The organism is Paenibacillus maysiensis (assembly GCF_000520815.1).
Classification (GTDB): domain Bacteria; phylum Bacillota; class Bacilli; order Paenibacillales; family Paenibacillaceae; genus Paenibacillus; species Paenibacillus maysiensis.
On the sequence record NZ_ASRY01000276.1, the window covers coordinates 1 to 14,820 of the forward strand.

16 protein-coding genes are annotated in these 14,820 nt (G+C 47.3%); all 16 read right to left on the minus strand.

Features of this window, described 5'->3' with window-relative positions:
* The coding region (locus tag L696_RS0120260) for a hypothetical protein (protein WP_025685261.1) at positions 1–814 on the minus strand (814 nt) is incomplete at its 3' end.
* Positions 801–1,355, minus strand: coding sequence for a hypothetical protein (locus L696_RS0120265; RefSeq protein ID WP_025685262.1), 555 nt, complete (start codon positions 1,353–1,355; stop codon positions 801–803). The genes L696_RS0120265 and L696_RS0120260, both read right to left, overlap by 14 nt.
* 1 nt (position 1,356) lies before the next feature.
* The gene (locus L696_RS0120270) at positions 1,357–1,752 is read right to left on the minus strand and encodes a hypothetical protein (RefSeq protein ID WP_025685263.1); all 396 of its coding nucleotides are present in this window, start codon (positions 1,750–1,752) and stop codon (positions 1,357–1,359) included.
* 40 nt (positions 1,753–1,792) lie between these two features.
* Complete coding sequence (locus L696_RS0120275; RefSeq protein WP_014281476.1) at positions 1,793–2,272, minus strand: hypothetical protein; 480 nt, start codon at positions 2,270–2,272, stop codon at positions 1,793–1,795.
* A gap of 49 nt (positions 2,273–2,321) precedes the next feature.
* A complete protein-coding gene (locus L696_RS0120280) occupies positions 2,322–4,406 on the minus strand; it encodes a hypothetical protein (protein ID WP_025685264.1) in 2,085 nt (694 codons plus the stop codon).
* Positions 4,396–6,231 carry an ATPase, T2SS/T4P/T4SS family gene (locus L696_RS0120285; protein ID WP_025685265.1) on the minus strand — a complete coding sequence of 612 codons (1,836 nt, stop codon included), beginning with the start codon at positions 6,229–6,231 and terminating at the stop codon, positions 4,396–4,398. The genes L696_RS0120280 and L696_RS0120285 overlap by 11 nt, the downstream gene beginning before the upstream one ends.
* Positions 6,232–7,089, minus strand: coding sequence for a hypothetical protein (locus tag L696_RS0120290; RefSeq protein WP_025685266.1), 858 nt, complete (start codon positions 7,087–7,089; stop codon positions 6,232–6,234).
* The gene (locus L696_RS0120295; protein ID WP_025685267.1) at positions 7,086–7,799 is read right to left on the minus strand and encodes a hypothetical protein; all 714 of its coding nucleotides are present in this window, start codon (positions 7,797–7,799) and stop codon (positions 7,086–7,088) included. Before L696_RS0120295 ends, L696_RS0120290 begins: the two co-directional genes overlap by 4 nt.
* Positions 7,800–7,821: 22 nt before the next feature.
* Positions 7,822–8,808, minus strand: a complete 987-nt coding sequence (locus L696_RS0120300) for an SAF domain-containing protein (RefSeq protein WP_025685268.1) — start codon at positions 8,806–8,808, stop codon at positions 7,822–7,824.
* Positions 8,809–8,847: 39 nt separating this feature from the next.
* Positions 8,848–10,341, minus strand: a complete 1,494-nt coding sequence (locus L696_RS0120305) for a serine/threonine protein kinase (RefSeq protein ID WP_025685269.1) — start codon at positions 10,339–10,341, stop codon at positions 8,848–8,850.
* 186 nt (positions 10,342–10,527) lie between these two features.
* Entirely contained in the window at positions 10,528–11,586 is a 1,059-nt protein-coding gene (locus tag L696_RS0120310) for a 23S rRNA (cytidine(2498)-2'-O)-methyltransferase RlmM (RefSeq protein ID WP_025685270.1), read from the minus strand.
* 22 nt (positions 11,587–11,608) lie between these two features.
* Complete coding sequence (locus L696_RS0120315; protein WP_025685271.1) at positions 11,609–12,382, minus strand: ABC transporter ATP-binding protein; 774 nt, start codon at positions 12,380–12,382, stop codon at positions 11,609–11,611.
* Positions 12,379–12,693: a thioredoxin family protein gene (locus L696_RS0120320; protein WP_025685272.1), complete on the minus strand. Its 315-nt coding sequence runs from the start codon at positions 12,691–12,693 to the stop codon at positions 12,379–12,381. Before L696_RS0120320 ends, L696_RS0120315 begins: the two co-directional genes overlap by 4 nt.
* Complete coding sequence (locus L696_RS0120325) at positions 12,690–13,028, minus strand: cyclic-phosphate processing receiver domain-containing protein (RefSeq protein ID WP_025685273.1); 339 nt, start codon at positions 13,026–13,028, stop codon at positions 12,690–12,692. Before L696_RS0120325 ends, L696_RS0120320 begins: the two co-directional genes overlap by 4 nt.
* Before the next feature lie 72 nt (positions 13,029–13,100).
* Complete coding sequence (locus tag L696_RS0120330) at positions 13,101–13,949, minus strand: deoxyribonuclease IV (RefSeq protein WP_025685274.1); 849 nt, start codon at positions 13,947–13,949, stop codon at positions 13,101–13,103.
* Entirely contained in the window at positions 13,939–14,757 is an 819-nt protein-coding gene (locus tag L696_RS0120335) for an Fpg/Nei family DNA glycosylase (RefSeq protein ID WP_025685275.1), read from the minus strand. The genes L696_RS0120330 and L696_RS0120335 overlap by 11 nt, the downstream gene beginning before the upstream one ends.
* Positions 14,758–14,820: the final 63 nt, after the last annotated feature.

Sequence of the window (14,820 nt, forward strand, 5' to 3'; positions counted from 1 at the left end):
CACCACCAAACCCATAGTTATTATAGTACCTGTCTCCAACCGGGATTCCCTGGATAAACGCCATCAGCCCCACATCATCTACAGTGTTATACCACTCCTCTTGTGAGATGAGCGGTAGCGTGAAAGTATAGGATACACCATTATGTGCTGCCTTTTCGTTATGGAGATTAATGAGTCGGCCCAGATCCTCCTGAATGCTGTGGACAATGGTGGAACGTCGTACTTGCTCAAATGCTTCCGGATCATTAAGCAACGAGATCATTGTCTGTCCCTGAAGCTCCTTCTGAAAGCCCTCTACCCACCTGTGATTCCGGGCATCATAGGCATGTACATAATTGTCCAAAGTAAATCCAACACTGTTACCTGCTGAATCAACGTAGGCATAAGGTTTTTTTTCACTCCATTTGGGTCCTTGGACAGCTTGTCCATGCTCATCTGTGTAAGATACGGAAGCAAATGCATAATAGCCGTCATAGTCCAGAACCATAAGGGCAGGCATATAATCCAATAGTGCACGTTGTGCCACTGGATCCCCATCAATTCCCATGTTAAGAAAAAGGCTATGCAGAAAGGTGTGCAGCGCTTCTTCTTTATCTACACGAAAAAACTTGTCCGAGCCATACCCAGCCTCCCGTTCCTGACGTTCATTCTGTGAAAGCACGACACCTGCATCCTGGACTGCGGTACGGAGGGCTGAGGTATATTTCATTTCCAGTTGCTGTACTTCACGCTGATTCTGCACCCGCAGGTCACTAACCACGCCAAAGGGCAAAAAGAGCAGGATAAATATAATTGCAAAATCAGTAATCTTCATTCAGAACCATGCCCCCGTAAGAAGCTGTAACCGTCGGTTTGCCGCTATCTACCCCTCCAAGGAGCCATGATTTGTACAAGTCCGCAGGAGTTCGATTCGTATTGTGTACCCGCACTGTAAAATAATCTCCTGAGATCATGGTGTATCGACGTGTTTGATCCAACTTTGGCTGTTGATTGTCAGGAAACAGCACAGGCAAGATTTGCGGGTTATAGTATCCGTCATATACGGAGGAATAGTAGCCGAGAAAGCTATCCGACCTCGCTGCATCAGCATAGTCCGGTACGTATTTTTTGTGCATATGCTCCAATTCGACCTCATACGTATTTCCCGTCAGTTCTAGCTCACGCATAAAATCGTTATACATTGTCGGTGTAATATATCCCTTGGTTCTCACCATATCAACAAAACGTACGGTTGAATGATATGTATTTAACCCGGATATATCGTCCTGTCGTTCAGCGGCTTGGGCTGCAGGCACTATATACAAGAGCAAGACAGCGAGCAATGCTCCCAACAGCTTGGATATTGATTGAACCACTTCAATCCTCCCCCAATTTCTCAAAACGTATGGATTGTATATCTCCATACTGATCACGCTGTGAATGCATGGAATATAAAGAGGAAGCATCCAGGGCTGATACATCGGGCTCAAACGGTTCAGAATACATATCGTACACTGTACCATCGATCTGGACAGGAATTCCGTCCTGCAAGTTCATACGGATTGCCTGCATAACTTGAGTTCCTTTGATCCGTTCTGGCACGCTCACCTCTAAAGTACGATTGATACGGCCCTCGGAATGTTCCTCCTGCTGCGATCTTAATTCCAGTGTAGTGCCCATCTGACTGGACAACTCTGCTGCCGCTGCACATGCGGTTATAAACAGCGTAACTGACACACCAAGCCGCAGCATACTTGAAGCGTGATCAGACATCTACCCATCTCCCTTACAATTGATATCCTTATTCTGCATCCTAGGATTGGGTAAATAACAACCCGCGTACAACGTTCGATTTATCCTTGACGATCTCGGCCTTGAATTTACCACTTGGATTTACGTATTCGTTTTCTTTCTCATTCAGCGTATTCGTTATTTTTCCGGTCTTATCACTTCCACCGTTCACCGCTCCATACTGTTCACTGTCAGGGCTAATGTTCAGCGCATTGCCATACCACTGACCTGTCATGTTTTTTCCAGTTTTAATCTGAATCCCGAATTGGTCCTTGCCCTGAAATTTTCGCAGTGCATTGGTCACCTGGGACCCGCTGATCGTTGTCCCGTCATACACCGTAAAAGAGGCTTGAGACAACTCGGTCTGGATATCGGCAAAATTGTTTTGTGCCGTTTTGGTCGCCTCCTGTGCTGAAATGAACAAAATGACTACAATTGTGATCAGTGCAATGGTCAAAAATATGCCAGCAGCTACTTTTAAGGCTGTTGATGCGTTATTCATTATTTTTCTCTCCTTAGCTTGTTATATCGTAATAGTCGTATTAGAACTGTTATTGAATCTTTTGTATTTGCTCGTAATAGCTATCCATTTGGACAAAGCTCATACCGATCAAAGGAATGACCAAATATAAAAAGATAAGACCGTACATCGGAGCAAAACCTATCAACCTTCCCCAAATGGCCTTGCTATCTATAATTTTTTCATACTCCTGTTTTCTTTGTTCAAAATAGTAGGACATATGGGAATCCAAATCGTCGAAAGCCTCTCGAATCGTAATTTTGCCCAAAGACAGATGCAGCTTATCCACCAAGCGTTGAAATTCGGGCAGTGGCGCTTCTTCTTTCAACAAGTCAAGTGCTGCCTCAGGCCCGTGCTCATAATGAAGCAGGCATTTTTGTAAAGGTCTTTTGAAAATAACCGAAAAACGGTTCAGCCATTCTAATATTTCCTCAACAGACATTCGTTCCATGGCTCGCAAAATCGAAATAACCGTCTGAAACTGGTAAACCTCATGCCTCATATCCAAGCGCCTCATTTTTCGCTGCAAATACAATAAAAGCATAGGCATCTGATAGGCTACATACCCGGCAACCAAACTAATCAACACTTCCCACCACTTGATGTATTCCGCGTTCCACGCTCCCAGCTTTTGCAGGATACGACGCGTATTTTCGGAAAGCTGCTCCGGAGTAGATCTGCCACCAGAAACCCGCTCCAGCGCTGCATACGTCTGCTCATAGGTACTGTCCGCCCTCATGTTTAGCGCATGCATCATTTTACGGTCAATCTCACTCTGCTTTAAAGCTTCTTTTTCCTCCGTTGGACCCAAACGCCCGAACATTTGTCCCGATTGAACCGGAGCGTGAAGGATATGTGTTTTCTCAGCTTGATGTAAAATAAACACCGTACTGATGCTGAGCACCAATCCTGCGATAAAAAGAGCGATTCTGCGTATGTACAGCCACTCCAGCTTAACCTCTGCACCACTTTCCTTTAGCAGCCGGGTCAGTTGGAAATAAGAAGGCATATGCTGTCGCGGAATTAAAGCATCCACCACATTACGAATAACGGGGAAACGGTACAGCTTTTGCTCCCAGACCCGTTTTCCTTTGCCCGCACGATATCCAGTCTCGTCGGTCTGTTGCAGCTTTTGGAGCAGGAAGTAAGATACTATAATTACAATATAGACGGACAATTTCGTGATAAAGCCCCATTTCCCCTGATAAAACTCGTCCATAGATGGAAAGCTGGACCTTGCCCATCTTTCGATTGGCATTGTAAAGAAAACAGGTGCAAGTGCGATCACATTTAAGCTTTTGAGCAAGTAGTCCAGTTTATTTCTCCGCAGCAGCTCCAGCTGGATTTCGCGTGCAAGACTGCCGAGTCCCTTTAAATAAACGGAGCCGCCCTCTTCAATCCGGTCACCAAACTCCATTACCATATACGAGATACCGGCAAATGCTTTTAAAAACCGATTAGGAGCGGATTCATAGTATCTTTCCAGCGCTTCGTGCGGATCAGCGTCCGTCAGCGCCTCATGAATAAGTCGCGCATGCCTTCCAGCCTCAGCCCCTGCCAAATCGGCCGCCTCGGATATTGCCTCCTCCACCATGCCATGCTGATGATAATGATGGCGTACATTGGCGAACAATTCGATCATCTGTGCAAGCAGCCTTTTTTCCATCCGGCTAATCGCCATATCCAAGATGAGACTGTTAATCACCACTCCGCATAACAGAGCCAGTATGGCAAACTCTATCCCCGGTTTCATCATAAGCAACACAGCGCCGCTGCAAGCAAAAGCCCCCCAAATGAACAACGTCATCTTCATCGTCTCAAGGCGAAGCTTATATTCATCGTAGGCATGCAAACCGGATAATCGTTTACGTACACTCGTGATATACCCGGATGTAACAGGAAATCTCATGCCTATCGTGTACAACCTGTGCATTGCAGATTGCATTTGCCGTTGCAGTACTGCCTTTCCCTTCCGTCCCTCTCGCACAGAATGAATTCGCCCTCTGCGGATTGCATGACCATTACGCTTGTGCAACCACCACAAAGTCACATAGAGAAGCGCAAAGCACCCACCCGAAATGAACAAAACCCACAGTAAAATTTCTTTAAGACTCATAGGCTTCCCCCCAATAGCGAGTCAGAAATCTGCGAAAATCTCCGGCATCCTTGACGTTCATCTGTTCACACATTTCTTCCGTGCTTTTGACGGTCAGGGGCTCCATCGCCATATATCTCCCATTTCGATATTCCATAACATGACGGTAGCTATAACTCGATACAGAGCTGGAGCCTGAATCTGTATGATCGGGATCGTGCGGCACACATTCCGTAATCCGTTCAATATATCGCCGTCCCTCAGCATCACGCTTGAGATGCACATCAAAGTTAATGACATGAACGACCTGTTCCTCAGCAATACCTTCATGCTGAAACACTCCTGTTTTGAGCAGTGAATTACGAAGGGAGAACACAAGATCACGAAAGGTTTTGGCGTGATGGGTAAAAATGGTGAACAGACTGGCAACCTGCGACATTTGAATCATCCATGCGGCTACCTCATCACTCGCTACTTCACCAAGGATATTGACGGTTCCATCTGTCTTTTTCTGCAAATCGAGCCCTTGTTGCCCTGAAATATGATCCGTTTCCCGAAAGGTCAGAATGTTACGACGGCTGTAAATGCTACGCAGATGCAGCTCAAAGGCCATTTCCTGCACACGAAGCGTATACGAAGCGTAAATATGCTTGACCATCGCCATCAGAAGCGTCGTTTTACCTGAGCCTTGCGCTCCGGTGATTGCTGTGATGCGGCTGCCTTTCATTAAATAAGAAAGTAACTGTATCGGAAACTCAGCATTTTCTCCCTTAATTAATTGCTCGAGCGATGCGCTCTGAATATCGAATTTACGGACAAAGAAAGCCCACGATTCTGAAAAAGGAGGTCGTACCACAACAACCCGTGACCCATCCTTCATTTCGTTAACCTTATAACCATTGGCTTCGGAAAGCTGTCCAGGGTAGTTGTATTTGTAAATATTTTGGCATACCCTTTTAAGCTCCCGCTCTGAACCGAAGGAAAGGAATGAAAGGTGAATGGTCTTGCCTTTATAAAAAATCCATACACTCTCATAGCCATTCGCTATTGGTTCAGATGTTGGTTCGAATGCATAGTGATCCTGAGGCCAATCGGCCGATACAGGGATTCCGCCTTCCGGCACACCGCTAACGCCCCCACTGACACCGTCGATCCGCTGGTCACGAATATCATCAATGACGGAAAAGCCTTTATAGTGCTGATAGATCCGCTGCACAATAATATCTACCTTCTCCAGAAAGGAGAGAGGGCGATGCTCATAGTCATAGATATAGCGGATATCCTCCGCCGTGATATGATAGCTTCCATCCTCTTCACCTTGCTGCGAATACCTCATTTCCGCCAAATCATAAGTATCCAGTAAGCGTGAAAGAGCATCAACACCAAACTTTTGCTGATATTGGTAAAATACAATTTCGAATTGGTCCTGTACGCTAAACAGCTCTGGTCTGGAGAATGGCATAACGGTATCAACGATCTTTTCATTCAAGCCATAACCGTTAATCAGCAGCTCAGCCATCAGGTTTTTCACAAAACGTTTGTCTCCACTGCTGCCATTGGCACAGTCCTTTAACGCCCTGCGCAGTTCGGCCCTTTGATGGATACGCCGCCTGTATTCCTCCTCATGTAATCCGGCATCCGCCATCTGACTATGACTTAGCTCGTGCAGCGCATTTTTGATATACTCCATCAGCGCCTCCAATGTGGCATCTTTACTCTCTGGAGCTACCTGCATGGTTGAATGCCGCAAGCGAAGGCTCCCTCGGTATTTAACGATAACCAGTATGATACACAACAGAACGATGCAGGTAAGAAGCAGCCCGTTAATCATTTGAGCGGACAGCATTTAAGCGCCCCTCTCCAAAGCCTTGAGCCGAAGATCGGACTCTGCCGTCTCCAGAATAGCCTTGCTGATCTGACGCATGCTCTGTGCCCATCCCACAGGCATAAAAAGCTTACGATCCTTTTCTTTACCACTTCGTACATCCCGCTGCACATGACCGATCACGTCTCTGCGGTTCCACGCATCCATAAATTCGGTGCTATAAGGAACGGTATGGAGTGCTCCCTTGTAGCCATATCTCCTGCGAATATTCGCCACATTCGCTTGAGAATGCACATCATATTTTCCAAGTACGATCAATAGCGGCAATTCCGAATAAGTGGATAATGGAGATACAGATTCAAAGTAGGCATCCAGTTCTCTCATATTTTGAGTCAGTGAAAGAACTGCCAGCTTGGCTCGTACACATGCTTCATGCTGTACAGCTCCCCATCCTGCCCCACTCCCTGCATCAACAAGCGTCAAATCATAATACTGATCCGCCGTATCCATCACTGCTCGTACAAGAGCAGAGGATAACAGTGGCGGCGCGGCTCCAAAGCTTGAGGTCCCCTCAAGCACATCAAGAGTCTGCTCCAGTACAGGCGTCGTATAATTGCGAATATTTTCTCTGGACAATGTCCCTCGCAGGGCTAATCGTGCAAGAGCATCCCAACCTCCCTCCTGAAGCTGTAAGCTTGGATCGTCCATCCGATGTTCTTGTATGGGAAATCCCGACTCAATCCCGTTATGTCTGCGCCCCAAATGGGTCAGCAGCAGTCGCCCTCTATAAAGATTACCTATAGTAACAGCTATGGATGCCGCCAAAGAACTGCTTCCACTCGCTCCCTTAACCGGGCTCCAAAACAAAATGGTACTCATGCTTTCCTCCTTTCCGCACGCTTTAACGCATGACGGCTCTCTTTGGGTTCCCAACCCATTAATTCTCCAATGCAACGACTCAGTTCTTTCTTATACATTCTGGACAATGGCTTAAGCTTGAGCTGTTGTTTGTGCTCATTTTCCAGCTTCAGGGCAAGATGCCCTTCATCCCATGGCAGTATATACGGCTCCTGCTGCCAAGAGGCCGGAAAGCGGTTCATATATTCCCATAAATACGGCTCTTCCACACCACAATCGACGGCTTGCATAAATAACTTGTGAAAAACAAGATTTTTCGGAAAATCAGGTTGACTGAACAAACGTTCAAGCCACACCTGTCCGTTGTCCATTAACATCCGGCTATAGTCACTGACCCAAATCCGCTGTTCGGCCTCTTGCCAAACAGACACGGGGCAGAAATCAGGTGACTCTACATCCAGAATAACAATGTCATAAGTCAACCCTGCTTTCCGATCAGCCATCATGGCGATATGCAAATCCTCCCAAGATGTAAAACCCGTGGCGACATCAAAATCGCCAAACTGCACAATGGGAAGTGGTTTGTCGAGCATCCCTATGCTGTACCGATACTGTCCCCGCAGCGTGGCATCCACAAGTAATACCTGTTGACCGGATGCTGCCAATATACTGCTGATGTATAACAAGGTATCGCTTTTATCACATAGCCCGGCAAATATCCAAGTTTTCATACTTTTGTCTCTTTTCTCTGATTTATTTACCATATGGATCAGAGCTTCCGCTCTGCGTCAAGATGTCTGCTTGTTCTTTGGCATCCGGCCCGTTCCCATATCCGTCCCCTGTACCTGTGTTCTCATTCAAGGCTCCACCTGCATTCGCTCCCGCATGCTGTGCCGCAACTTCCTCACTCAGGCTCCTTTCTATAGGTGTCGATATGACATTGTTTGACGAACTAAGTGCATTTTCAAGAGACTCACGCAACTGCTTGGACAGCTTTTGTTCAGCAACGCGGATCAAATTAGGATCACTATTCATTAACTCTATCACCTTCGAATTGGGTGGATAGGTTGGAATCGCCTTCGGCTGGAATTGCGGATCGACATACGTTAATGCATAGATAGATGCTTTATGCAGATAGGCGTCAACAATCCCACTCGAAAGCAATAATATCTCCTGTTCATTCAACGTAACCCAGATGACCGAACCTTCCAGCTTGGAAATTTTCTTTTTGGCTAGCAGAATATAATCCTGACCCGTCGGAAATTGAATACGAATATCTACTTCGTCTCCGGCTTTGAGGCTGTTTGGGAGGACCACCACCTTCAGCTCCCGATTACGTAAGTCTTTAGGCGTAGGTTCTTCGGCAGTAATCATAGCTGATGTAAGCACAGACCCTTTTTTCAGCTCAATTTTAGCCGTGCTGCCGGAAGCTTCATTTTTACCCGCAACCAAATTGGCTGGAGCCTGAGAGCGAGGAACCGTAATTCCCTTCAAATCACTAGGTGTAATCTGCTCACCCGGAGAAATGTCACGAACGACAACCCAACCTTTTTTCGCCGTTCGTTGTTCTTGCTCATAGCCTTTCCATTTTTGTGCTGCCTCTGCTTCGGCCTGCTTCCTGACATCATTCAATTGATGGGTGTTAATTATAAGGTAGCTCGCGAAGACAACGCCAACAATACCCGCACCAATACAACCGGCGTAAAGCTTTTGCTTACTGCTTTTTCTTAGCTTGGACACACAACTTCTCCCCTGCCTTTTTTGATATATACCTTTTATCTAGCGCTGACTGCGTTTGAGGAATCCAAAGCGTTTCTTTCGCGTATCGGGAATGGCTCCACGAAACAGCTCATCCAGCACCTGATCCATCTCGTCCTCTTGCTCAAACGGATCGGAATGGAACGGTAAAGCAAACACTTTGTCGTGATCCAATTCCTTACGCAGCCTGCGTACAGCCTCCGTTGCTGCCAGCGGCAAACAGTAATTCCATTTATGCTGCGGATGGCGCTGGAGAGAACGAGCTAGTCCTGCTATATCCCGAATTCTCCACTCAGCTCCAGAACCGACCACTAACGGGTAATCGGCTCTCAAAAATTCTTCCAAGCGCTCATTATCCTGCCCGCTCCCCAAATCCAGCACAATAAATTGGTAAGAGCCCCCCAGTAACGCAATGACATCGGCACGGGATGTTTGGCGCCAATAGTGTACTCCGTCTACCTCAAAGCGCCGGCTTGAGCTCGATCGCCCAACGGGTACTCCGTCTACCACTTCTTGAAGCCGGGCAAATGCTTGGGCTGTACTATGCAGTTCGACCAATGCCACTGAACGGGACCTTCGGGCCAGATAGTGGCTCACCGCAATCGCTGTGTGCGTTGCACCAGAACCAGAAGACACGCCCAGCACAGCTACAACCCTTGTACCTCCATATTCGATAGAAGCATCGCCAACGGACACTCCTTGTTGAGCAGGCTGAAAATCAGCACTGCGTCGAAGCTCCCCAATCACCTCTCCGGCAGACTGAAATCGCTCTCCTGGATGATGACGCAGCAGCTTACGAATCACCGGGATCAAATGACGAGGTAGTTCTCCACGAATATATCCTTCTACTCCGGCCGTCCACTCGCTATATTTGCCACCTGTACAGAGATACAACAACAACGCTCCCAAACTGTACAAGTCCGAACGGGCATCCGTTTGGCCTGCTCCATATTGCTCCGGGGCTGCGAAGCCCACTGTGCCCAGCTTTACCGTATCCTGATTCATCTCATCCTTATAGCTCCGCGCTATACCAAAATCAATCAGCTTAAATTCCATTTCCGGTGTCAGCATAATATTCGTTGGTTTCAGATCCCGGTAGATGACAGGGGACTGGCGAGTGTGCAAGTAATCCAGCACATCCAGCAACTGCAAAGCTAATGGAACCATTTGCTCCTGCGGAATATGGCCTTGGTAACCCTTCATGTACGCTTCCAGCGTAATTCCTTCAATATAGTCCATAACCAGATATACCGCCCCGGATGGCGGATGCTCGAAGAAGTCAACAATTCTCGGTAATCGTGGGTGGCTCAGCGAAATCAGCATCTCAGCCTCCGCGCGTACAATCTTCATCATTTGCGGGTTGGCAACGGACTCCTTCACAGCCCATTGCTTACCTGGCAGCTTCAAATCCTCTGCCATAAACACGCTACTCATCCCTCCCGTACCCAACGTGCGGACAATCCGGTAACGCTCACCCACAACCGAACCGTATTCCAAATGCGATTGTTTTTTCATCTCTCTTGCCTCCTTTCTATAAGCAAACAACGCAAAAAAGGGAAAGCCTACCGCAAAAACACAATCTTCATGTCACCATGAAAACGATGTTCGCGGGATGCTTTCCCTTTATTTAAACGTGGTTATTATATTTTTAAGGAACAATTTGGGTTTATTATATAGCACACCTATACCAATTGTAAAGCATTATTTTCCATACTTGATCATATACAATGTAATCTCATCCCGGTTATGGAATAGCTGCTTGGCCCGCTGAATCTGCATGCCGGACTGCTCGAACGAAGCGATCACATCATGAATAAGCGCCAAAGGCTTTTTATGCATTAGCTTGACTGTTACGATGGCAGTACCGCCGCTGCGTAAACTATACAGCAAATCAGTGACAAGCCTTGCCATCTGCTTTGGACTCCAACTCATATCACAGACCAGCAGATCAAATGTATTTTCTTTGAATTTGACCTCACTCGCATTTTTACGCAAAAAAGTCAGATTGGCATACTTCATCAACGAAGGCTCCATCCTTGCCGGATCAACCGCCGTTACTTTGAGTCCACGCTCCAGCAAAAAGGAAGTCCATCCACCCGGCGCCGCCCCGATATCCAGTCCTTGATGAAAAGCGCTAAAATCAATGCCAAACGTCGCTTCTGCTTCCAGCAGCTTGAATTTGGCACGAGAGATTTGCCCGTCCTCTTTTTGAAAACGAACTGCGCCTCCGCTCCAATCCGATAGATTGTCCTGAGGATGCGACACACCTGCATACCATGTATCCGTATCCGCAAAAACGGACACAATAACCTCTGCTCCCTGCACCGTAAGCTCCATAGGAAGATCACTTAATTGCTCACTCAAAGCCTGCTTGAGCGCACCTGCGCTTTCAGCCCAACTACTGTCAGCTCCTTTGCGCACCTGCAAAGAAACGCGTTGATCTATCAGTTCTCGGCGGTTACGGATAAAAGAAACCAAACGTTCCATCACCTGAGCCAAGTTCGTTCCTTCCTCCTGAAAATGCACAGGAAATAAGTGACGCAAAAACATTGGCGGCTGACCTGTAATCGTTCCCACAGCCTCACTTGCATCCGCAGGTAATGTAGCCAGAAAAATTTCACCAGGTAAAAGTATTGTGCTTTTCACCGAGCCAAACATTCTTCTAAGCTCTTCCTGGGCATAAGGTGCAAACCCATGGTTAGCCGTGCAAACAAATCTTGATGATGACAAAGCGGTTCCACCCTGTTCATCTGTACTCATATATATTTCCTCCAAAATAATGTTACCCTCCAGTGCATACCCGAATCCAGGGACGGTCTCCATCCCAATCCAGCTCAACTGGAACCTCATAGGTATGCATAATCAATTCTTTCGTTAAAACCTCTTTTTTTGGTCCGGCTGCTGCCACCTTGCCATCACGGATAAGTGCCACATGGGTAAAGAGGGGAACAATCTCCTCAATATGGTGGGTTACACAGACCACTGACAAATCCCTCTTGCGAAGCCGATCAATTTCAACCAGCATTTTTTCCCGCTCAAATAGATCCAGCCCGGCGCAAGGCTCATCCATAATCAGCAAACGAGGCTCCGCCATCAACGAACGGGCGAGCATTACTTTTTTGCGTTCCCCCTGAGATAAGGTACCCAACGGATGATTCATCAGCGCACCTAAATTCATTCCCTCTAGAAGAGATACGGCTTTTTCTTTTGTCTCCCTTGGAATCTCCTGATAAAAACGTAAAAAAGCATACGCTCCAGTAGCAACCACTTCCCATACCGGATCTTTTAAAGCCAATTTCTCCAGCAACGTCTGGCTGATATATCCGATCTGCTTGCGTACTTCCCGCACGTCACATTGACCATATGTTTGTCCAAGCACCTCGACCGTTCCGCGACTTGGAAACATATACCCTGTCATCATTTCCAGCAATGTTGTTTTACCAGAGCCGTTACGCCCCAGAATGGCCCAATGTTCATTTTCCCGTATTTCAAGATTCACATCGTCCAATATTCGTCTATCTTCCCGCTGCAATGTAATGTTCTTAATAGATATCATTCCACCACGCTCCTTATCCTGCTCAGCAAGTGCTCCACAGATTCCATTTTGTAAATGATTTCAGGATTTTCGTTCTCACCGTTATATAAAAGCAGCGCAGGAACACTGGAAATCCGGTACTCCTGCACCAGTTCGGGAATATAGTTAATGTTGCTTTGCACCACGACTTCTTCGGGGAGCAAATGCTCTGCCACCTCCAGCATCCGCCGGGCCGCCCCGCAGGTTCCGCACATGGGAGTGTACACAAACAAAGCCAGCTTGCATCCCTCCCATATGGCACGACTTATCTCCTTTTGTCCCAGTTCCTTCATCGTTCCAACTCTTTTCTAATCTCACGCATACGTTCCTCTGGTACCGGGCCGTTATACACGGTGACACCTTCCGGCTTGTTGGCATACAGTAGCTCATACATGGCGCGTCTGCCCTCCGCACTGGAGGAATGCAAATAAATTTCACGCGGATACAACTGCTTCCCTGCAATGGCAGCAGCTACATCTTTCCCTGTTGGCTGACCTGGCCCCAAATCATAATCCAGCGATAACACCGAAATCGGGTATTCATGAAGCAATAACAAACACTCCTCCGCATCCCTTGCCAGCTTAAAGCCCGGAGGACAAGGCCGATAATCGTCCATAAACAAATGCATAACGTCTCCTCCTTTTTCCCAAGGATGTAAGTTTCCTAAGCCTTAAAAATGAAGTACATCCGCCAAACTGTATTACTGCCAGCTTTGGATTAATTGAATATCTTCGCGATGGGTCCCATCAGTTCCCGTTTCACTTTCCAAAACGACTGGAATGCCCCTTACAGGCTCCTGTTCCGTCATCCATCGCATGCCCTCCAGACCAATACATCCCTGCGCAACACGCGCATGTCTGTCTTTTCTTGAGCCATACGGGTATTTGGAATCGTTCAAATGAACTCCGCACAGGGCTGGCCAATAGCCAAGACGATCCCCTTTTTCGATCAACGCCTCATCACTTCCACCATTCCACAATCCTGCTGCATAGGCATGACAGGTATCCAGACAAAAGCCGATGCTGTCAGGGTATTGACACAACTGGCGAATTTGCACCAATTCCTCCAGTGTGGTTCCCATCGGACCGTGATCCCCTGCCTGATTTTCAATCAATATTTTAGCATTTCCCCGCCATCCTTCCAGCACATCATCAAGACAACCAATGATATTCCGATAGCCCTCCAGCGGGTCAGACGCATGGGTATGACCAAAATGAACGACAATCCCCTTGGAGCCACAGGCTTCAGCAATATCCAGATCATTCCGCAACGAAGCAACTGTCAGATCATAAAGCTCCTGACCGCGTTCGCGTCCGTGGGCTGGATTAACAGGATATGGCGAGTGGGCAATAGATTGGAGTTCGTGCTTTACACAGTAAGCTTTGCAAGCGGCTGCATCAGCCGCATTCCATTCCTTTAGCCTGAGACTACGCGGGTTTTTCGGAAAATATTGAAAAGAACGCCCTCCCTGCTCTCGTGCACGCGCAGCGGCTTTGGAAAAACCGCCACGCGTACTAACATGAGAACCGATCAGCAATTTAGGCATCATGCTGCTGTACCGGGCAATAAAATGCTTTTTTTCCCGCCAGCTCCACCCGTACAATTTTCCCGCCACTTGGCGATTCTTCCCCTTCACGGTCATACACCCGGCACTGATGGTCAAAACCGCCCGTTAGTGTATCCCCCTCCATCAAAGGCATTTCCATATAACCGCCTTCCGCAGTAGCTTCACGAAGCACGGATTGCGTAGCATGATACAGCTTTTCCACTTTTTCTGGCGACTGTACAATGTTTTGTACTTTGGAGCCTGGTGTAAATCCAGCGATATAAGCAATTTCGTCTGAATAACAATTACCGATACCGGAAAAAACATGCTGGTTTACGAGCGTTGTTTTCAAAATACCCCGACGTCCCTTCAAACGTGCAGTGAACTTTTCCAGTGTCATACGACGATCCAGCGGATCAGGTCCAAGTTCAGACATCGCCTCTTCTGTTTCTTTAGCCGTCAGCAGGTGCAGGTAACCCAAGCGCAGCCCGATAAAATAAAGCTTTACTCCACTGAAATCCAGTTCAATCTGAACCGTACGGTCAGGACGCTGCTCCTCTGTTCCCAGATACAGCAGTCCTCCCAGCATCAGATGCAGCACAAGCCGCCCGCCCGTGTTCAGATGAAAAATCAAGTGCTTGCCTCGACGCTCCATATATACAACGGTAGTTCCCAGCAATTGCTTCTCAAACGTTTCCACATCGGTATTAATGGATTTCACACGGTTAACCGTCACTCCAGTAATCGGAATGTCCAAAATTTGTTTTGACAATAGCGTTCTATAATTCTCCATCTCAGGAAGTTCCGGCATGTCAACATCTTTCCTTTCGTAGCTGCAAATCACTTTTGATTCTTGCAGATTTTTTTAAAATGT

What these genes read in the sequence shown, in the direction of transcription:
- L696_RS0120325 (WP_025685273.1), bottom strand. Translation starts at nt 13,028, where the DNA reads ATGCATTTGTTTATGGACGATTATCGGCCTTGTCCTCCGGGCTTTAAG.
- L696_RS0120315 (WP_025685271.1), bottom strand. Translation starts at nt 12,382, where the DNA reads ATGATATCTATTAAGAACATTACATTGCAGCGGGAAGATAGACGAATA.
- L696_RS0120320 (WP_025685272.1), bottom strand. Translation starts at nt 12,693, where the DNA reads ATGAAGGAACTGGGACAAAAGGAGATAAGTCGTGCCATATGGGAGGGA.
- L696_RS0120335 (WP_025685275.1), bottom strand. Translation starts at nt 14,757, where the DNA reads ATGCCGGAACTTCCTGAGATGGAGAATTATAGAACGCTATTGTCAAAA.
- L696_RS0120280 (WP_025685264.1), bottom strand. Translation starts at nt 4,406, where the DNA reads ATGAGTCTTAAAGAAATTTTACTGTGGGTTTTGTTCATTTCGGGTGGG.
- L696_RS0120305 (WP_025685269.1), bottom strand. Translation starts at nt 10,341, where the DNA reads ATGAAAAAACAATCGCATTTGGAATACGGTTCGGTTGTGGGTGAGCGT.
- L696_RS0120270 (WP_025685263.1), bottom strand. Translation starts at nt 1,752, where the DNA reads ATGTCTGATCACGCTTCAAGTATGCTGCGGCTTGGTGTGTCAGTTACG.
- L696_RS0120275 (WP_014281476.1), bottom strand. Translation starts at nt 2,272, where the DNA reads ATGAATAACGCATCAACAGCCTTAAAAGTAGCTGCTGGCATATTTTTG.
- L696_RS0120290 (WP_025685266.1), bottom strand. Translation starts at nt 7,089, where the DNA reads ATGAGTACCATTTTGTTTTGGAGCCCGGTTAAGGGAGCGAGTGGAAGC.
- L696_RS0120310 (WP_025685270.1), bottom strand. Translation starts at nt 11,586, where the DNA reads ATGAGTACAGATGAACAGGGTGGAACCGCTTTGTCATCATCAAGATTT.
- L696_RS0120285 (WP_025685265.1), bottom strand. Translation starts at nt 6,231, where the DNA reads ATGCTGTCCGCTCAAATGATTAACGGGCTGCTTCTTACCTGCATCGTT.
- L696_RS0120295 (WP_025685267.1), bottom strand. Translation starts at nt 7,799, where the DNA reads ATGAAAACTTGGATATTTGCCGGGCTATGTGATAAAAGCGATACCTTG.
- L696_RS0120330 (WP_025685274.1), bottom strand. Translation starts at nt 13,949, where the DNA reads ATGATGCCTAAATTGCTGATCGGTTCTCATGTTAGTACGCGTGGCGGT.